This is a genomic window from Nakamurella sp. UYEF19 (genome assembly GCF_040546275.1).
Classification (GTDB): domain Bacteria; phylum Actinomycetota; class Actinomycetes; order Mycobacteriales; family Nakamurellaceae; genus Nakamurella.
This window is the reverse complement of the sequence record NZ_JBEPNO010000004.1, coordinates 203892-222337: the sequence shown is the minus strand read 5'-3', so window position 1 is coordinate 222337 and position 18446 is coordinate 203892. Positions and strand designations below refer to the sequence as shown.

Here is an 18446-nt window from a genome sequence, read left to right as displayed (position 1 = left end):
GGAGCCGTAACCTGGAGGGGTTGCCCGTCCTGAGGAGAACTGCTGTGAGCCTGCCCGTGTCGTTGCCGTTGCGTGTCGCCGTCGTCGGCGCCGGCCCTGCCGGAATCTACGCTGCCGACATCCTGACGAAGCAGGACCCGGACGTCACGGTGGACATCTTCGACCGCCTGCCGACACCGTACGGCCTCATCCGCTACGGCGTCGCACCGGACCACCCGCGCATCAAGCAGATCATCGTCGCGCTGCACCGGGTGATGGAGTCGGACCGCATCTCGTTCATCGGCAACGTGCACGTGGGCGTCGATCTGAAGGTAGACGAGCTGCGTGAGTTCTACGACGCGATCATCTTCGCCACCGGCGCCGAGCGCGACCGCCCGATGGCCCTGCCCGGCATCGACCTCGACCGCTCCTACGGCGCCGCCGACTTCGTCGCCTTCTACGACTCCCACCCGGACCGCGAGAAGACCTGGAACCTGACGGGTGCGCACTCGGTCGCCGTGCTCGGCGTCGGCAACGTCGGGCTGGACGTGGCCCGCATCCTCGCCCGTACCGGCGACGAACTGCTCTTCACCGACATCCCGGAGCACGTGCACGCGGCGTTGCGGAACTCGGCCGTCACCGATGTTCACATGTTCGCCCGCCGCGGGCCGGCGCAGGCCAAGTTCACTCCCGTGGAGTTGCGCGAGCTGGACCACTCCCCCAACCTTCAGGTGCTCGTCCAGCCCGAGGGCATGGAGTTCGACGCCGGCTCGCAGGAGGCGCTGAGCAAGTCCAAGTCGCTCCGCATGGTGGTCGACGTGTTGTCGGAGTGGGCCATTCGAGATGCCGATCCGAACTTCAACCGCCGCATCCACATCCACTTCCTGGAGAACCCGCTCGAGATCATCGGCGAGGACGGCAAGGTGGTCGGCCTGCGGACCGAGCACCAGGAGCTGACCGGCGACGGCAACGTACGCGGGACCGGTGAATTCACCACCTGGAACGTGCAGGCGGTCTACCGTGCCGTCGGCTACCGGTCGGAGGCCATCGAGGACCTGCCGTTCGACACCAACAACTTCGTCCTGCCGAACAAGGGCGGTCGGGTGCTCGATCTGGACGGCGGCCAGCTCCCTGGGATCTACGCGACCGGGTGGGTCAAGCGTGGCCCGGTCGGCCTGATCGGCCACACCAAGTCCGATGCGGCCGAGACCGTCGCCAACCTCCTGGCCGACCGTGAGGCCCTCACTCCTGCTCCGGTTCGCGATCGGCGGGCCGTTCACACCTTGCTCGCCTCGAAGTCCATCCCGGTCACCGATTTCGAGGGCTGGGACCGCCTGGACGCCCACGAGCGTTCGCTCGGCGAGCCGGTCGAGCGCGAGCGGATCAAGTTGCACGCCCGTGACGAGATGACGCGGGTCGCCGGAACCCGCTGATCGACCGCGCCCCCTCCTGCGCATACAGGAGTGTCCGGCGCATACGGAACGGCCTGTTTCGGGCTCGAAATGCCCGCATTCGGGCATTCCTGAATGCGCCGCGGCTGGTGCGCCGCAGCCCGTGCGCGCCGCAGCCCGTGCGCGCCGCAGCCGGCGTGCGCCGAAGCGGCTCGGCTTGGATACCCTGCCAACAGGCACCCCACGCACCAGCGGAGGCGGGCCGAACGCCACCGGCGCGCGCTCGACGCGGGCCCGAATCAGCAGGAGGAACTGGCAATGGTGCAGAAGGTCCAGGGCGTCATTTCGCGGGCGAAGGACGCTCCGGTCGAGTTGGTCACCGTTCTGGTACCCGACCCAGGACCCGGCGAGGCGATCGTCAAGATCCAGGCCTGCGGCGTGTGCCACACCGACCTGCACTACAAGAGCGGCGGCATCGGCGACGAGTACCCCTACCTGCTCGGACACGAGGCCGCCGGCATCGTCGAGGCCATCGGCGAGGGCGTGACCGAGGTCGTCCCCGGTGACTTCGTCATCCTCAATTGGCGTGCGGTCTGCGGCCAGTGCCGGGCCTGTCTGCGCGGCCGGCCCTGGTACTGCTTCAACACCCACAACGCCAAGCAGAAGATGACCCTCGAGGACGGAACAGAGCTGTCGCCGGCCCTGGGCATCGGTGCCTTCATCGAGAAGACGCTGGTCGCCGCCGGGCAGTGCACCAAGGTCGACCCGGCTGCGCCGGCCACCGTCGCCGGGCTGCTGGGCTGCGGCGTGATGGCCGGACTGGGTGCCGCCATCAACACCGGCGCCGTCACGCGCGGCGACAGCGTCGCGGTCATCGGGTGCGGCGGAGTCGGAGACGCGGCCATTGCGGGTGCACGGCTGGCGGGGGCGCGAAAGATCATCGCCATCGACATGGATCAGCGGAAGCTGGACTGGGCCAAGGAGTTCGGCGCCACCGACACCATTCTCGCCTCGGACGGCGACGTCGTAGAAGCGATCCAGGCCCTGACCGACGGCTTCGGCGCAGACGTCGTCATCGACGCGGTAGGACGTCCGGAAACCTGGAAGCAGGCGTTCTACGGACGCGATCTGGCGGGCACCGTCGTGTTGGTCGGTGTCCCGAACCCGACCTTGCAGCTGGAGATCCCGCTCATCGACATCTTTGGCCGGGGCGGGTCGCTCAAGTCGTCCTGGTACGGCGACTGCCTGCCGTCCCGCGACTTCCCGATGCTGACCGACCTGTACCTCCAGGGTCGCCTGCCGCTGGAGAAGTTCGTCTCCGAGGAGATCGCCCTGACCGACATCGAGTCGGCCTTCGAGAAGATGCACCACGGCGACGTGCTCCGCAGTGTGGTCGTGCTCTGAATCCCGTACTCAGGTGCTTGCGCTCACGATCGTGCCGCTTTTGGGACCGGTGGGACAGAAATCGACCCGATCATGAGCGCCGTCGAAGTTGATAAGCGCGGCGGCGGGGCGCGGCGGGGCGCGGCGCGGAGCGTGAACACGGCGGGGTCGGCGGCCGTAGACACTCGGTGATGAGCGAACTGGGAGGGTTGATGCGCCGACGCGGTACGCTGCGCCGCGCGGACGAGCGCCCGCGGTTGACGGAGGAATCCGACCTCCGCGCGGCCTACGACGCCCACGGCAGCGAGCTCTACCGGTTCGCACTCCGCCAGCTCGGGGACGAGGGCACCGCCCAGGACGTGGTCCAGGACGTGTTCCTGCGGGCCTGGCGATCCTCCGCCTCCTTCGATCCGGAGGTGGCCAGCCTGCGCGTGTGGCTGTTCGCGATCGCCCGCAACGTGGTGATCGACGAGGCCCGACGACGCAAGGTGCGGCCGTGGCAGGCCACATCGGCCGGCGACCCGGACCCGGACCTCGACCGGGCCTCCACCCTGCGGATCGACGACCAGGTACTCGACCGGTGGATCGTCGAGGAAGCCCTCCGGCGGATCAGCGTCGAGCACCGGATCGCGATCGTGGAGATCCACCTGCGAGGCCGGCCACCGGCCGAGGTGGCCGCCGAGCAGGGTGTGGCTCCGGGGACGATCCGGAGCCGGGTGTTCTACGGCCTCAAGGCCTTGAGACTGACGATGGAAGAGATGGGGGTCGAGCCGTGAACGATCTCTCGCACCGTGAACTACGCGAAATGCTCGGCTACTACGTGACCGGCAAACTGGACGAGCCGGAACGTCTGAGCCTGCAGGCCCACCTGGACGGTTGCGCCGCCTGCCGCGCCGAGGTGGCCGAGTTGCGCGGCACTGTCCGCAAACTCGACCTCGTCGACGTCGCCCGGATCGACTCCGAACCTTCCCCCCCGCCGGGACTCGGCGAGGATGTCATCCGCCATGTGCGTGCTGCCCAGTCGGTCCGTCGCCCCCGGCGCAGCACGCCGCTGTTGATCGCCGCGGCGATCGCAGCGTTGGCAATTGGGTTGGGTGCGGGCTGGTGGCTCAAGCCGACGCCCGCCACGGTAGCGCTCCCGCCCACCGAAACCGTTGCGGTCCAGGTGGACCGGGCTCCTGTTGACGCCAGCGCGAAGCTGATCAACCACACCTGGGGGGTGGAGATCCAGCTGACCGCAAGCGGTTTCGAGACCGGGCATGCGTATCAGGTGGAGATGATCAACACCAGGGGTGAGCGGTCGAGCGCCGGTGAGTTCGTCGGGACCGGCACCAGGCAGATGAGGTGCAACCTGAACTCCGCCGTCCTCAGAGCCGACGCGGCCGGCTTCGAGGTACTGGATCACGGTGCCGTGCTGGTCAGTTCCACCTTCTGACCGAAAAAGTCAACGAAACTTGCTCCTGCACTGAACATCCGCCGGGTGGCGCGCGTAGACACCTACGACAACCGTTGCTCACCAGGAGGATTCACATGCAGCTCAAGCGAACTTCGGCGACACTGGCCTCGGCCGCCATGCTGGCCATCGGAGCGATGATGTTCGGCCCGGCCGGCAGCGCGTCGGCCGAGAGCCAGATGGGCGAGCCGGCCTCGTTCACGTCGGCCTTCACCGCCATGGCCACACCGGACATGGTCGTCAACGCCCAGAACGTCCTGACGCCGGGCACCGCCGGCGCATCGGGCACGTTCAACTACCGGATCAACAGCGACCTCGAGGTCATCTGCTACGACATCAGCGTCACGGGCATCACTGCCCCGTTCATGAGCCCGGCCAAGACCGCCACCCACATCCACCAGGGCGCCCCGGCGAAGGCCGGTCCGCCGCGCATCGCGTTCCCGAACCCGGTGCAGCAGGCGGACGGCGTGTTCGTCAGCTCCGGCTGCCTCCAGGGGCCGTTCACCACCGGCATCAAGAACGCCGACACCGGGGTCGATACCGGCGAGGGTTTCACCCTCGACCAGATCGAGGCCGACCCGGCGGCGTTCTTCACCGACACCCACACCAAGGCCAACCCGGCCGGTGCGGTGCGCGGTCAGCTCACGGCCGTCCCGGTCGGCGGCATCAAGACCGGTGGCGGCGCAATGGCGGCTTCGCTGTCCGGCACCGGGAGCGACGACGGCCTGAACGTGCTGCCGTTCGCGGCCGCCGGCGTCGTGCTGCTGGCCGGCGCGGGCGTCGTCCTCCGTCGACGAGCCACGAACTGATCGTGTCCCTGATCCGCATCGGGCGGCGCGTCGGCTCCGGCCGGCGCGCCGCTGCGCCGATCGCCGTGTTGACGGTCGCGATGTTCGTCGCGACCGCATGCGGGGCGCGCTCCGGCCCGGTCGACGCCGCCGCCGTTCCCAGTGCCACCGTTCCCAGTGCCGCCGTTGCAAGTGCCACGTTGTCGTCCGACGACCGGACGACCGGCGTCCTGACGACGACGGCGCCCATCAGCACCCGCCCGACGAGTAGCCAAGGGCCGGCGCCCACCTCGCCGATCACAGCCCGGGCAAGCCCCACACCGACGACGACCAGCCCGCAGCCCACCATCCCGGCACCGACGGCATCGTCGACGACCGACCGGTCGGCCCCGGCCACACCACCACGAACCGGGCCGGCACCGGTCTCCATCAGGCTCCCGTCCATCGGCATCGACGAGCAGCTGATCGATCTCGGGATCGCGGCGGACGGGTCGGCAGAGGTGCCGCAGGACTACGACCGCGCGGGCTGGTTCTCCGCGGGCGGCCGCCCGGGAGCCGTCGGACCCACCGTGATCCTCGGGCACGTCGATTCGCTGGACGGACCGGCGGTGTTCTACCGCCTTCGCGATCTTGCGGTCGGCGATACCGCCGACATCGGGCTGGCCGACGGCACCGTCGCCACCTATCGCGTGACGAAGATCGACCAGTACGGAAAGAATGACTTCCCGACCTTCGCCGTCTACGGCGCGACCCTCCACGACGTGGTCCGGTTCGTCACCTGCGGCGGGCCGTTCGACCGGGAGGCGCTCAGCTACACGGAGAACGTCGTCGTCACCGCCCAGCGCACCTGACAGCTGGACGGTCGGCTCTCAGGCGATCGCGCTCATGATCGTGCCGCTTTGGGGACCGGTGGGACAGAAATCGACCCGATCATGAGCGCCGTCGAAGTTGATAAGCGCGGACGATCGGCTGCGATGCATACCCGGCGATGGCCCTACCCCTCGTCGGCGGTCGTGTTCGGACCCTGCCGGCAGCGTCATCACCGGTGTTCACACCCGGTCGCCACCCGCGTGCCGTTGCTGGTCCAGGCGCTGCAGCGGCACCAGATCGCGGCCAACTTCAGCCCGGACAGCACGCGGATCGCCGGCGCCAGCATCAACAACCGGGTCTCGCTCTGGGCTTCCACGACGGACAGTGCGACGCAGCAGATCTGCGGCGAGGTGGGTACACCGATCACGCCAGTCCAGTGGAAGATCTACCTGCCCGACCAGGCCTACGCGCCGCCCTGCGCGGCCGGTCCCTGACCCGCCAGGCCCACCCCGTGACCGGCATCATGCGCATTGGATCAGGGGCGTTAGATCAGGCACTGCCCGACTTGCGCCGGAACGTCCTGGTCGCCTTGTGACTGGAGGTGGCGCCACCCACGCCGCTGTGACCATCGAGGTGCGCACTGCGTGCCTGACCGGCCTGCTTCTTGCGTTCGAGGGCAGCCTGGAACGCGGACTTGATGTCGGCCGTGACCGGGACGTGCTCCTCGGCGGGCACCGCGGTCTCAGGGGTCCCAGTGGCCGATGCCACCTCGTCCGTGACCTCGACCTCGTCCGTGACCTCGACCTCCGGCTTGGCTGACGTCTTCCTGTCTTTCGCTGCCTCTGCCATGGCTGGCTCCTTGTCTGTCATACCCGGGGTCTGTCATACCCGGGCTGGTGATGTCCGGCGTCGATCACGCGGGTACTCACATCCTGACCCACATCATGACGGTATCGGCCGGTGGGCGGAAATCCCTTTTCCGGCGACCTCCCGCCGGCCCGTTCCCCCGCCCCCACTGGCACGCGGGTGGCCCGACAGGGAATGCTGGAGTGGTCATCGCCGCGCGGTCGTCCCGAACACCCCTCGCGTGGCCCGAGAGAGGGAGATCATGAGCTCTGACCTGCGCGTGCTGCGCAACTTCATCAACGGCGAGTTCACCGACGCCGCGGACGGCGCCACCAGCGACGTGATCAACCCGTCGACCGGTCAGGCCTACGCCACCGCGCCGGTGTCCGGCGACGCAGATCTGGACAAGGCGTACTCGGCGGCCTCGACGGCGTTCGAGACCTGGGGCCGCAGCACCCCGTCGGAGCGGCAGCTCGCACTGCTCAAGATCGCCGATGCGCTGGAAGCCCGCGCCGACGAGTTCGTCGGGGTGGAGAGCGAGAACACCGGAAAGCCGTTGAGCCTCACCGCTTCCGAGGAGCTTCCGCCGGCGGTCGACCAGCTCCGCTTCTTCGCCGGCGCCGCCCGGATCCTCGAAGGCCGCTCGGCCGGCGAGTACCTGGCCGGCCACACCTCGTTCATCCGGCGCGAGCCGATCGGCGTCGTCGGCCAGGTCACCCCGTGGAACTACCCGCTGATGATGGCCATCTGGAAGATCGGCCCAGCGCTGGCCGCCGGCAACACCATCGTCCTGAAACCGTCTGACACCACACCGGTCTCGACGCTGCTGCTCGCCGAGCTGGCCGCCGAGTTCCTGCCGCCCGGCGTGCTGAACGTAGTCACCGGCGACCGCAACACGGGGTCGGCTCTGGTCTCCCACCCGACCCCGGCAATGGTGGCCATCACCGGCAGCATCCGCGCCGGCATCCAGGTCGCCACCTCCGCGGCCGCCGACGTGAAGCGGGTCCACCTCGAACTCGGCGGCAAGGCCCCCGTCATCGTGTTCGACGACGCCGACATCTCGGCTGCCGCCGAGGCGATCGCGGTGGCCGGGTACTTCAACGGCGGTCAGGACTGCACTGCGGCCACCAGGGTGATGGTCGCTCCCGGCGCCTACGACGATTTCGTCGCGGCATTGGCCGAGCAGGCCCGCGGCACCGTCACCGGACCACCGTCGGACACCGACGCACTGTTCGGGCCGGTCAACAACGCCAACCAGCTGGCCCACGTGGGCGGTTTCATCGACCGACTGCCCGACCACGCCTCGCTGGACGTCGGCGGCGCGAAGCTGACCGGGGGCCAGTACGGCGAGGGCTTCTTCTACCAGCCGACCGTCGTCTCCGGACTGCAGCAGCAGGACGAGGCCGTCCAGAACGAGATCTTCGGACCCGTCATCACCGTGCAGAAGTTCACCGACGAACGGGAAGCCCTTGCCTACGCCAACGGCACGAAATATGGTCTGGCGTCATCGGTCTGGACGGCCGACCACGGCCGGGCGATGCGGATGTCGGCCGCCCTCAACTTCGGCTGCGTCTGGATCAACACCCACATCCCGCTGGTCGCCGAGATGCCGCACGGTGGTTTCGGCCACTCCGGATACGGCAAAGATCTCTCGATGTACGGGCTCGAGGACTACACCCGCATCAAGCACGTCATGTCCGCCATCGGTTCGGCAGAGTAGAAGGTTCCGCAGATGACCACAGTGAGCGCAGTACCAGGAGAAATGACTGCCTCGGCGTTCCGCACCGACATCGTCCAGGAACGCCGACTCCGAACGGCCATTCCCGGCCCGAAATCCGTTGCGATGCATCAGCGTCGGCAGGTGGCGGTGGCCGCGGGGGTCGCCTCGACGCTGCCGGTCTACACCGCCGATGCCGGCGGCGGGGTGATCGTCGACATCGACGGCAACTCGCTCATCGACCTGGGCTCCGGGATCGCCGTCACCACGGTCGGCAACGCCGCCCCCCGGGTGGTCGAGGCGGTCCGCAACGCCGTCGAACACTTCACCCACACCTGCTTCATGGTGACGCCCTACGAGGACTACGTCGCGGTGGCCGAGAAGCTCAACCAGCTGACGCCCGGTCGTCACGCGAAGCGCACCGCCTTGTTCAACTCCGGTTCCGAGGCGGTGGAGAACGCCGTCAAGATCGCCAGGGTGGCCACCAAGCGAACGGCCGTGGTGGCGTTCGACCACGCCTACCACGGCCGGACCAACCTGACCATGGCCCTGACCGCGAAGGCGATGCCCTACAAGAAGGGCTTCGGCCCCTTCGCCGGTGAGGTCTACCGGATGCCGATGTCCTACCCCTTCCGGGATGTCGAGGGTATGACCGGCAAAGATGCTGCAGCCCGCGCGATCTCGATGATCGAGAAGCAGATCGGCGCCGACGACGTGGCCGCCGTGCTGATTGAACCGGTGCAGGGCGAAGGCGGCTTCATCGTCCCGGCCGACGGGTTCCTGCCCGCCCTGTCGGAATGGTGCACGGCCAACGGCGTGGTGTTCATCGCCGACGAGATCCAGTCCGGGTTCTGCCGCACCGGATCCTGGTTCGCCTGCGACCACGAGGGTGTGGTGCCGGACCTGGTCACCACCGCCAAGGGCATCGCCGGCGGGCTGCCGCTGGCCGCCGTGACCGGCCGCGCCGAGATCATGGACGCCGTGCACCCCGGCGGCCTCGGCGGGACCTACGGCGGCAACCCGATCGCCTGCGCTGCCGCACTGGCGTCGATCGAGACGATGGAGGAGCTGGATCTCAACGCCGCCGCCCGCCGGATCGAGGCCCAGATCATGCCGCGGATGAAGGCACTGGCCGCCGCGACCGGCCGGATCGGCGAGGTGCGGGGACGCGGCGGGATGATCGCACTGGAGTTCACCGTGGCCGGCTCGCTGGAGCCGGACGCGGCCGCCGCCTCGGCCGTCGCCAAGGCCTGCCATGCACAGGGTGTCGTCATCCTGACCTGTGGCACCTACGGCAACGTCATCCGGCTGCTCCCGCCCCTGGTGATCGGGGAAGACCTGCTCTCCGAAGGCCTCGACGTCCTGGAAGCCGCCGTCCGCGCACTCTGAACGGCCGTCGTTGCGGACCGGGGGCCGACACCGCGGCACCGTGCCGACATTCGATCCACACCGGGGACGGATAGTCTCCTCCCGGCGGTTCGTCCCAGGTTCCGCGGCTCACCCCGTTTTGAGAGGACTTCACAGTGGCAGCGGAAATCATCCCCATCCAGCTCGGTCTGACGGCCGGCAACGGACTGACGCTGTGGGCTCCCCGCTGGCGCGAGGAGGGCGAGGAATGGGAGGCCTTCCTCGGCCACGGTGATGACCTCTACGTCTTCCCGACGCCCGCTCACCTGGCCGCATTCATCCGCAGCAGCGACGAGCACGACCTGATCGACCACCCGGAGTGGGAGGCCGCCTCCGAGGCGATGACCGACGAACTGATGCCCGACGACGATCACCGCTTCGACATCATCGGCGTCCCCGAGCTGGTCGCCGAGACGCCGGACATCTGGACGCTGGCCGAGCTGTCAGACACCGTCGCGATCCTCCACTCGCTCGCCGAGGTGTGCGACCTGCCGGCCATCGAAGAGGTGCTCGGAGCGGCCGACGGCTTCAGCCTGCTGTCCGCCGGCGAGCAGGCCTTCACCGGCCGTCAGGGCGAGAAGCTCTGGAACGGCATCGGAGCCGTGGTGTCCGAGCGCTGGGACGAGGTGATCGAAGCCCTCGACAAGTTGGTGAAGACCCCTGAGGTCGACGCCACCGTCCTGGAAGCGGCCGAGGCCGAGGCGATCGCCGTCAACGCGGTGGTCGTGGAGGACGAGGAGGAAGAGGTCGCCGTCGCCGAACTCGAGGAGGGCGAGCGCGACCCGGAACTGGAGTTCTGGGACGAGATCGGCATCGACTGCATCGAGATCACCGTCGGTGGACAGTCAGGCTGGACGCTGCGCTGCTACCTGGAGGACGAGCCGGTCTTCCTGTCCAAGGCCAACCGGATCCAGATCTTCTCCTCCGACGAGAAGCTCGAGAACTACCTCACCGACGCCGGCGCCGACCACAAGCTCGCGGCTCTCGCAGTCTGGCCGGAGGTGCGCGAGGCCATCGACGGCGGAGACGCAGTGGTCGTTGCCGGCCCCGAGAACACCTACGTGCTCGACGGTCTCGGCGACGATCTGCTGGCCGGACCGAAAGAGGTCGACCGCAGGCAGCTCGAGCTGGCGGTCGAGCTGCTCACCGACGCGGCGGCGGCCCGCAAGGACGACGAAGCGGCCGACGCCTTGTCCAGCGCCACCCCGCTGTCCAGCCTGATCAGCTCCATCACCAAGCCCGACGCCGAGCGCATGGCCCCCGCGCCGCCGTTCGACGACGAGGTCGCCGCCTGGTCGATCCTCGTCGACACCTTCGCCTCGACCCTCGAGTGGGACCCGAAGGCCGACTGACCAGGGGATCAGGTTTTCAGCTGGGCGATGGCCAGCTCCCAGGCCGGGTCCAGGAAGTAGCCGCTGTGCGCGAGAATCGGCTTGCGCACTTCGTTCTCGCCGTCGCTCGGGGCCGGATCGAGCAGTCGCCACTCGTTTCCGCACTTGCGCACACCGCTCGCGGTCACGACATCGGGGACCGCCTTGGTCATGATCGGGATCTTGCCGGTTGCAGTGAATCTCGACGATGTCGGGACCTCGCAGTCCCAGGTGCGGTGGGTGGTGAAGACCTGGCCGCCGATCGGGTCCGTCTCGCGGAGCAGGCTGATCCACCGTGACCGATCGGGATCTGCGATGTCGAAGATCCGGCCCAGGCTGCCGAGGAGATCCACGTTCACGTATCGCGGGAAGGCCCGGGCGTAGGCGAACTGCAACTGCGAACCGAAGGTGAGCACAGCGATCTCGTCCGGCCGGATGGCGCGGCGTCTGTCGTCCGACGGCACCGCGGGCGGAGTCGCATCGGGATCGAGACGCAGGCCGGCCAGGGCCGCGACGACCAGCAGACTGCCCTGGCTGTGCGCGGCCAGCACCACGCGGCGGATCGGCTCGGGCGCGACGGCGCAGGTGCAGGTGGCACTGGTGATGTGCAGATCCGGTGCTGCACACAGGCCGAGGAAGTAGTAGATGCGACGGCGAAGTTGGTCGACGGCCTTCGCCGTGTAGGGCGGCGGGACCAGCGGATGGGCCGCCCGCGGCCAGAAGGCGATGACGTCCCAGACCACGTTCACACTCCGCCGAAGGCTGCTGTCGGCCAGGGAGCGGCGGCCCAGATAGACCAACCCGGCGCCGAGACCCAGTAGCAGCAGCGACCCGGCGGCCACGAAAACCGGCCCGGCGTAGGAATTGCAGCTGACCAGCGCGCCGACGATCCGCCAGTGGTCCGGTCCGCGCGAACCCTCGCAGCGGTAGCCCTGCTGATCGATCTGATCGATCCACAGTGCGGCGACGGTGAACCCGGTGAGCACCGTTCCGAGCGCCGCGAAACCCAGGAAGATCCACTGGATGTGGAACTTGACCCTGGCCGTGAACCAGGCGTCCGCCACCCTTCCGATCATGCTCTCGGTGAGGTCGCGCCGACGCCGCAGGCCCTTGCTGGTCGGGGTGGAGGCGGAGGGGTTGGCCGGCGCCGGTTGGACGTTGTGCGCGATCCGGACCGCATCGACCAGGGTGGGCCTCCTGGCCATCCGCCAGACGGCCAGGACCGCCGCCACGATCAGCAGCCCCACCAGCGTGATCCCCCAGGCGTGGGCGATCCGGGTGTAGACGGACGGAAGATCGAGGTGGTGGCCGATCGCCACCTTGGCCGACACCAGTTGCCTTCCGCCGTAGGCAGCGGCCGCGCCGAACCCGACTCCGAGAAAGCCACCGATCGAGGCCAGGACCGGCCCGGTCAGGCCGGCCAGATACCGGCGGAACGGGTCGAACGTGTAGACGTCCCGGGTGACGAAGGCCAGGATCGCCGCCGCCGCGCTGATCAGCACCAGGACGATCGCCGCGGTCACCATCAACCAGACCGACACCCCGGCCGTCCCCGGTAGGAATCCCCGACCCACCGAACCTGCCGGCGTGGTGGGCGACGTCGCGTGAGCTCCCGGGTCCAGGTGCTCGGTGAGGGCCACCGCCACGGCGCCGCAGACCAGCAGGCCGAGTGAGATGCACAGCACCACCACCCCGATCACCCGGATGGTCTTCCGCCGGGTCACGCCGTCCTGCCGGTGCGGGTCACCGATGAAGGTCGTCAGCAGGAGGGCGGCGAAGCCGGCGGCCGCGCAGCAGACGATCCCGGCGCGGGACCAGCCGTGTGCTGTGCCCGTCGGGCCCGGGGTACTGCCGAGGACGGAGAATCCCAGCACCCCCAGCACGGCCCAACAGCCGGCCAGATGCAGGTTGCGAAGGGTCGGGATATCGGGATCGCCGACATCGAAAGCCCTGTCCGTCAGGTGCGTGTGCTCGCTGAAGTAGCTGCCGGGCAGGCCTTTCGACGGGTGGGCGGCGACCGGGGCCACGGGTTCACCGGCGGCCGGCGCGCGCCGCCCGGCGAACATCAGGATCGCCACCGGGATCAACGCCGTCACCGCCAGGCCGCCGATGAGCCATCCCCTCGGATCGGGAAAGCGTGCCTCGGTCCCCGAACCCGGCAGCCCGGTCCACTGCCAGGCCACCAGATCGATCAGCGCCTCCCCTGCCGTGACCGTCAAGGTGACCGTCATGATCAGCCCGAAACCGCGGAGCGCACCCTCCGCCACCGCGCGCCAGGCCGTCTCGGACCTGGTCGACTTGGGCCCGGGTGAGCCGGGGAGCATGAAGTGGGCGGCGTTGACCATCCCGAACGGCACCAGCAGCAGCCAGAGCGACTTGATCCAGGTTCCCGACGTCAGCTGGCCCCAGTTGTAGGCCTCCAGCACATCTCCGGGCTCGACGGTGGAAGCCGGCTCGGTCCGGCGGAAGAAGCCGGTCTGGCCGTCCCCTGCGACCTGGACGATGTCGGCGTCGGTGAGTGGTTCATCCAGCTCGGTCTGCAACATCTCCTTGGCCGGCGTCCCACTCACACCGTGGATTCTCAGCTCGACGATGCGCACTTCGTTGCCTCCCGGGTTCTCACCAGAACAGACGCAGTGTGCAGGGCTCCTGATACATGCGCGAGCGCCATTCGGTGCAGCAAACGGGCGGTTGCCCAGGAGGCAGGTCCTGGGGTCCTACCTCATGCTGTCAGCAGTGCGGCATAGCCGGGCTTGATGACGTTCTCGATGACCGCGAGGCGTTCGTCGAACGGCAGGAAGGCTGACTTCATGGCGTTGATGGTGAACCACCGCAGATCCGCCCAGTCGTAGCCGAAGGCCTCGACCAGGCCTGCCATCTCGCTGGTCATCGTGCAGCCGCTCATCAGCCGGTTGTCGGTGTTGACCGTCACCCGGAACCCGAGATCCTTGAGCAGACCAATCGGATGCTTGGCGATGGATTCGGCCGCCCCGGTCTGGACATTCGACGTCGGCGCCATTTCCAGCGGAATTCGCTTGTCACGCACGTACGCCGCCAGCAGACCTAATTCTGCGGTGCCGTCGAAAGCGAGCGAGATGTCGTCGATGATGCGTACTCCGTGCCCGAGACGGTCTGCGCCGCACCACTGCAGCGCCTCCCAGATGGAGGGCAGCCCGAATGCCTCGCCGGCGTGAATGGTGAAATGCGCATTCTCCCGACGCAGGTATTCGAAGGCGTCCAGATGACGGGTGGGCGGGAATCCGGCCTCGGCGCCGGCGATGTCGAATCCGGCCACCTCCTGATCCCGGTACTTGACCGCCAGATCCGCGATCTCACGGGACCGGGCGGCATGCCGCATCGCGGTCAGCAGGGCTCGGACGCGGATCCCGTGGCCGCCCTCCTTAGCCGCGACCATCCCGGCGGCGAACCCGTCGAGCACCGACTGCACGACCTCGTCCAGGTCCAGCCCCTTCTCGGTGTGCAACTCCGGCGCGAACCGGACTTCTGCGTACACGACGCCGTCCGCGGCCAGATCCTGCACGCACTCGGAGGCGACCCGGATCAGCGCCTCCCGCGTCTGCATCACGCCCACGGTGTGCGAAAAAGTCTCCAGGTAGCGCTCGAGCGAACCGGAGTAGGCGGACTCGGAGAACCAGCGGGCCAGATCGGCCGGATCGGTGCTGGGCAGGTCCTGGTAGCCGGTCTGCTCGGCCAGTTCGATCAGCGTGATCGGCCGGACACCGCCGTCCAGGTGGTCGTGCAGGAGGACCTTGGGTGCGGTGCGGATCGTCTCGACGTCGAGTGGTGCGGTTGTCTCGTTGGGCATCCGCAGACGTTACCCGGGCGCCAGGTCGTGGTGGCAAACGTCGGGCGAACGCTGCCCGCCCGGACCCGGAACACACACTCGCGGGGTCACTGTCGGTCTCTCCGTGCAGCCGCCGTCGTGCTTCGATTCGGAGCCACCCTCACCCAGCAACGCCCCCATCGACAGATCCAGCGAGCCTCCGGCCCGCATCACTGTCGGTCTCTCCGTGCAGCCGCCGTCGTGCTTCGATTCGCAGCCACCCTCACCCAGCACTGTCGGTGCTGTCCTTTAAGGTCCCTTGATATGGCGGATCTCATCGTTGTCGAAGGTTTGATCAAGCAGTTCGGCGAGACCACGGCTCTGGCCGGGGTCGACCTGACGGTGCCGGAAGGCACGGTCCTGGGGCTGCTGGGCCCCAACGGAGCGGGCAAGACGACGGTGGTGCGAATCCTCGCCACGCTGCTGCACCGGGACGCCGGCCGCGCAGAGGTGGCCGGTCTCGACGTCGAGAGACAGGCGGACGAGGTGCGGGCCATCATCGGCCTGACGGGCCAGTACGCCGCAGTCGACGAGTACCTCACCGGGCTCGAGAACCTGGAGATGGTGGGTCGGCTCTACCATCTCGGCAAGAAGGAATCCCGGATCAGGGCAGCGGATCTGCTCGAACGCTTCGACCTGACGGATGCCGCCAAGCGGCCCGCGAAGACCTATTCCGGCGGTATGAGGCGCAGGCTGGACATCGCGGCGTCCCTGATCGCCCGGCCGCGGGTGCTCTTCCTGGACGAGCCGACCACCGGTCTCGATCCACGCAGCCGCCAGGGCATGTGGGAGTTCATCGCGAACCTGGTGAGCGATGGCACCACCATCCTGCTGACCACCCAGTACCTGGAGGAGGCCGACCGTCTCGCCGATCAGCTGGTGGTGATCGATCACGGCCAGGTCATCGCCCGCGGCACCGGCGACGAACTGAAGGCCCAGGTCGGCGGGCAGCGGCTGGAGTTCACCGCGGCGAACTCCGCCGACCTGCCCGCTCTCGCCCGGTTGCTGACGCCGCTGGGGACCGACACCCCGCAGGTCGACGAACAGTCCCGCACGGTGAGCCTGCCGGTCGCGCGCGGCGCCGACGATCTGGCTGCCGCCCTCGAATCCTGGCGGGGCACCGGCATCGAACTGATGGACGTCGGCCTCCGGCGCCCCGATCTGGACGATGTCTTCCTGACCCTGACCGGACACAGTTCCGCACAGGACGACAGGCCGCAGGACGGTTCCGACAAGAGCAATTCCGGAAAGGGCAGTTCTGAACCGGCCGGCGCAGCGTCGGCCGACCTGCAGAAGGAGAAGACCAGATGACGACTCTCGCCCACGGTGTCTCGGATGCCGTCACCATCACCAAACGAAATCTGATCCGGCTCAAACGCGTGCCCGATCTCATCGTGTTCGCGACGCTGTCGCCGATCATGTTCGTGCTGCTCTTCCGCTACGTCTTCGGCAGCGCCATCTCCACCGGCGGAATCAGCTATGCCGAGTTCCTCCTACCGGGCATCTTCGCGCAGACGGTCTTCTTCGGCAGTACCACTACCGGATCCTCGCTGGCCGAGGATCTGAAGAAGGGGCTGATCGACCGCTTCCGGTCACTACCGATGGCCCGGTCCGCGGTGCTCGTCGGCCGCACGGTGGCCGACATCGGGTTGAACCTGGTGTCCGTCTTCGTCATGGCCGTCACGGGTCTGATCGTCGGCTGGCGGATCCACACCTCGTTCTTCCATGCGCTCGGGGCGTTCCTCCTGCTGCTGGTCTTCGCCTTCTCGATCTCGTGGTTGATGGCTTTGCTCGGCTTGCTCGTCCGTACCCCCGAGGTGTTCAACAACGCCAGCTTCATCGTCATCTTCCCGCTGACCTTCATCGCGAACACCTTTGTGCCGACCAACGGTTTTCCGGCCGTTCTGCGGGTGTTCGCCGAGTGGAACCCGGTATCGACCATCACCCAGGCCATCCGCAATCTGTTCGGCAATACGTCGCCGACGTTGAAGATATCCGACGCCTGGCCGATCCAGCACCCGATCACCTACACGTTGATCTGGATCGTCATCCTGCTGGGCACCTTCATCCCGCTCGCCGTGCGTCAGTACGGGCGCAGCGCTCTTCGGTAGGGCTGTCCGGTTGCACCTGGTGGGGCGCTCAGCGACGGATGACGTCGATGACGAGATCGCGCTGGGCGAATGCTGTTCCGGGTGGAGCAAGTTCCAGCGCGCCCGACAGGTCTTCCAGAGCGGGTGCGAAACGGTCCGGAGTGTCGGTGTGCAGTTCGAACAACGGTTGCCCGAAGACGACACTGTCACCGGGCTTGGCCAGGCAGAGGATGCCGGCCGCCGCCTGCACCGGATCCTCCTTGCGAGCCCGGCCGGCGCCGAGCCGCCAGGACGCCACGCCCACCGCAAAAGCGTCCAGATGAGTGACCACACCGGTGGTCTCGGCGGTGACGACGTGCCTCTCCTTCGGCTCCGGCAGGACGAAGTCGGGGTCACCACCCTGGATTGCCACCATCGCGCGCCAGGAGTCCATCGCGGCACCGGAGGCCAGGACGTCGGCCGGGTCGACGTCAAGACCAGCGAGGTCGACCATCTCCCGGGCCAGGGCGAGCGTCAGCCCGACGACATCGGCCGGGCCGCCACCGGCCAGCACCTCCACCGCCTCGGCCACCTCCATCGCATTGCCGACCGCAGTACCGAGCGGGACCGACATGTCGGTGAGCATCGCGGTGGTCCGGACACCATGCGCTGCACCAAGTTCGACCATCGCCCGGGCGAGTTCGGCAGCCCGGTCGGTGGATTTCATGAAGGCGCCGGATCCCACCTTGACGTCGAGCACCAGTGCATCGGTGCCCTCCGCAATCTTCTTGCTCATGATCGAGGCAGCGATCATCGGGATCGACTCGACCGTCGCGGTGACGTCCCGCAGTGCGTACAGCTTGCGGTCGGCCGGCGCCAGATCGTCCGACGCAGCGCAGATGACGGCGCCGACCTGCGACAGCGCGGTAATCATCCGGGCCGGCGACAACATCGCATTCCAGCCGGAAATCGACTCCATCTTGTCCAACGTGCCGCCGGTGTGCCCGAGGCCCCGTCCGGACAACTGCGGAACGGCAGCGCCGCAGGCCGCCACCAACGGCGCCAGCGGCAACGAGATCTTGTCCCCCACACCACCTGTCGAATGCTTGTCGACCGTCGGTCGACCGACACCGGACAGGTCGAGCCGGATGCCGGTGCCAATCATCGCCGCGGTCCACCGGGCGATCTCCGCCGAGGTCATCCCGTTGAGCAGAATGGCCATGAGCAGCGCCGACATCTGCTCCTCCGCGAGCTCGCCGGCGGTGTAGGCACCGATCGTCCAATCGATCTGGTCGTCGGTGAGCACGTGCCGATCCCTCTTGGCGGCGATCACATCGACAGCGGCAAACGTGGACATGCAGAGCTCCTCGGTCGTCGGCCCGACCGCGC

The 18446-nt window shown here is 68.1% G+C and carries 16 protein-coding genes; 12 read left to right on the top strand and 4 right to left on the bottom strand.

Translation table 11 applies throughout. From position 1 onward, the window contains the following. Positions 1-56: 56 nt before the first annotated feature. From ABIB25_RS09470 to ABIB25_RS09440, 7 genes are all read left to right on the top strand, one after another. Entirely contained in the window at positions 57-1412 is a 1356-nt protein-coding gene (locus tag ABIB25_RS09470) for an FAD-dependent oxidoreductase (RefSeq protein ID WP_354528258.1), read from the top strand. A 276-nt stretch (positions 1413-1688) separates the two neighbouring features. Beyond that, the gene (locus ABIB25_RS09465) at positions 1689-2774 is read left to right on the top strand and encodes an S-(hydroxymethyl)mycothiol dehydrogenase (RefSeq protein WP_354528178.1); all 1086 of its coding nucleotides are present in this window, start codon (positions 1689-1691) and stop codon (positions 2772-2774) included. 170 nt (positions 2775-2944) lie between these two features. Beyond that, entirely contained in the window at positions 2945-3529 is a 585-nt protein-coding gene (locus ABIB25_RS09460; RefSeq protein WP_502919775.1) for a sigma-70 family RNA polymerase sigma factor, read from the top strand. Beyond that, on the top strand, positions 3526-4188 hold the full coding sequence (locus ABIB25_RS09455) for an anti-sigma factor family protein (protein WP_354528177.1): 663 nt from the start codon (positions 3526-3528) through the stop codon (positions 4186-4188). The genes ABIB25_RS09460 and ABIB25_RS09455 overlap by 4 nt, the downstream gene beginning before the upstream one ends. Positions 4189-4283: 95 nt before the next feature. After that, positions 4284-5015, top strand: a complete 732-nt coding sequence (locus tag ABIB25_RS09450; protein WP_354528176.1) for a CHRD domain-containing protein — start codon at positions 4284-4286, stop codon at positions 5013-5015. Positions 5016-5017: 2 nt separating this feature from the next. Further along, positions 5018-5845: a class F sortase gene (locus ABIB25_RS09445; protein WP_354528175.1), complete on the top strand. Its 828-nt coding sequence runs from the start codon at positions 5018-5020 to the stop codon at positions 5843-5845. A gap of 219 nt (positions 5846-6064) precedes the next feature. Then, a complete protein-coding gene (locus ABIB25_RS09440) occupies positions 6065-6298 on the top strand; it encodes a hypothetical protein (RefSeq protein WP_354528174.1) in 234 nt (77 codons plus the stop codon). 55 nt (positions 6299-6353) lie between these two features. On the opposite strand, the gene ABIB25_RS09435 is transcribed toward ABIB25_RS09440, so the two are convergent. Beyond that, positions 6354-6653: a DUF5302 domain-containing protein gene (locus ABIB25_RS09435; protein WP_354528173.1), complete on the bottom strand. Its 300-nt coding sequence runs from the start codon at positions 6651-6653 to the stop codon at positions 6354-6356. Positions 6654-6912: 259 nt separating this feature from the next. Between ABIB25_RS09435 and ABIB25_RS09430 the strand changes: the two genes are divergently transcribed. The 3 genes from ABIB25_RS09430 to ABIB25_RS09420 all read left to right on the top strand — a co-directional run bounded on the left by ABIB25_RS09430 (position 6913) and on the right by ABIB25_RS09420 (position 11126). Beyond that, on the top strand, positions 6913-8370 hold the full coding sequence (locus ABIB25_RS09430; RefSeq protein WP_354528172.1) for a gamma-aminobutyraldehyde dehydrogenase: 1458 nt from the start codon (positions 6913-6915) through the stop codon (positions 8368-8370). 12 nt (positions 8371-8382) lie between these two features. After that, a complete protein-coding gene (gabT, locus tag ABIB25_RS09425) occupies positions 8383-9756 on the top strand; it encodes a 4-aminobutyrate--2-oxoglutarate transaminase (protein ID WP_502919774.1) in 1374 nt (457 codons plus the stop codon). Positions 9757-9890: 134 nt separating this feature from the next. Next, complete coding sequence (locus ABIB25_RS09420; RefSeq protein ID WP_354528171.1) at positions 9891-11126, top strand: SatS C-terminal domain-containing protein; 1236 nt, start codon at positions 9891-9893, stop codon at positions 11124-11126. Positions 11127-11134: 8 nt separating this feature from the next. On the opposite strand, the gene ABIB25_RS09415 is transcribed toward ABIB25_RS09420, so the two are convergent. Together ABIB25_RS09415 and ABIB25_RS09410 are read right to left on the bottom strand one after the other, a co-directional pair. Further along, positions 11135-13714 carry a hypothetical protein gene (locus ABIB25_RS09415; protein ID WP_354528170.1) on the bottom strand — a complete coding sequence of 860 codons (2580 nt, stop codon included), beginning with the start codon at positions 13712-13714 and terminating at the stop codon, positions 11135-11137. Between the two features lie 152 nt (positions 13715-13866). Beyond that, positions 13867-14970 carry an adenosine deaminase gene (locus ABIB25_RS09410; protein ID WP_354528169.1) on the bottom strand — a complete coding sequence of 368 codons (1104 nt, stop codon included), beginning with the start codon at positions 14968-14970 and terminating at the stop codon, positions 13867-13869. Positions 14971-15252: 282 nt separating this feature from the next. On the opposite strand from ABIB25_RS09410, the gene ABIB25_RS09405 reads away from it, so the two are divergent. Both ABIB25_RS09405 and ABIB25_RS09400 read left to right on the top strand, forming a co-directional pair. Next, positions 15253-16299, top strand: a complete 1047-nt coding sequence (locus ABIB25_RS09405) for an ATP-binding cassette domain-containing protein (RefSeq protein ID WP_354528168.1) — start codon at positions 15253-15255, stop codon at positions 16297-16299. After that, the gene (locus tag ABIB25_RS09400) at positions 16296-17099 is read left to right on the top strand and encodes an ABC transporter permease (RefSeq protein ID WP_354528167.1); all 804 of its coding nucleotides are present in this window, start codon (positions 16296-16298) and stop codon (positions 17097-17099) included. Before ABIB25_RS09405 ends, ABIB25_RS09400 begins: the two co-directional genes overlap by 4 nt. 28 nt (positions 17100-17127) lie before the next feature. Here the strand turns inward: ABIB25_RS09400 and ABIB25_RS09395 are convergent, their stop codons facing one another. Beyond that, positions 17128-18414, bottom strand: coding sequence for a thymidine phosphorylase (locus tag ABIB25_RS09395; protein WP_354528166.1), 1287 nt, complete (start codon positions 18412-18414; stop codon positions 17128-17130). Positions 18415-18446: the final 32 nt, after the last annotated feature.